The following is a 602-nucleotide window of genomic DNA, read 5'->3' on the forward strand; positions in this document are numbered from 1 at the left end:
TGAGCGTTTCTAATTCATCAGCGAGCTTTCATGATAACCAACCAAACGCAGCTCTGGCTAGCGACCTATATGACATAATCCTCATTTGGCTGAAAACGAGAGCGATCCCATTGATCCAGATAGTATGTCAGGTAATCTTCCGGTCGATTTGTGCCATTTGGAAATTCAAAGCCCAGCCATGATCCTAACAACGCTAGATTTTTGATTGGTGCTGTGTCGTCCACTGCGGGAGCAAGGTTCTGCTTAGAAAGCTTTTGTCCTTGAGTATTTGTCACTAAAGGGAAGTGGCCAAATTCTGGTGCCGCTGAATCCAATGAATCATATAATGCTAACTGCATCGGTGTGGAGCTTAGTAAGTCCATTCCGCGAATGACGTGAGTAATCTTTTGGTCGATGTCATCCGACACCACGGCGAGTTGATAAGAATATAAGCCATCACGTCGCTTGAGGATGAAGTCTGAATCTAGTTTCTCTGTTTTTGGGCCAAGCAGAACATCATTCCACTGTAGCGGCTTTTGCTTAGTTTGGAAGCGCACTGCGCCGTCTTTGGGTTGCTCCCCGTGAAATTTTCCGCAAGATGGCAAATGTTCACCCTTGCGGTC

The 602-nt window shown here is 46.2% G+C and carries 1 protein-coding gene; it reads right to left on the bottom strand.

Annotated elements, in window-relative coordinates; translation table 11 throughout:
• Positions 1–65: 65 nt before the first annotated feature.
• Positions 66–602: glutamate--tRNA ligase family protein (locus A3751_RS00265; RefSeq protein WP_231876798.1), on the bottom strand; the 537-nt coding region annotated here is incomplete at its 5' end.

This window comes from Oleiphilus sp. HI0080, assembly GCF_001635135.1.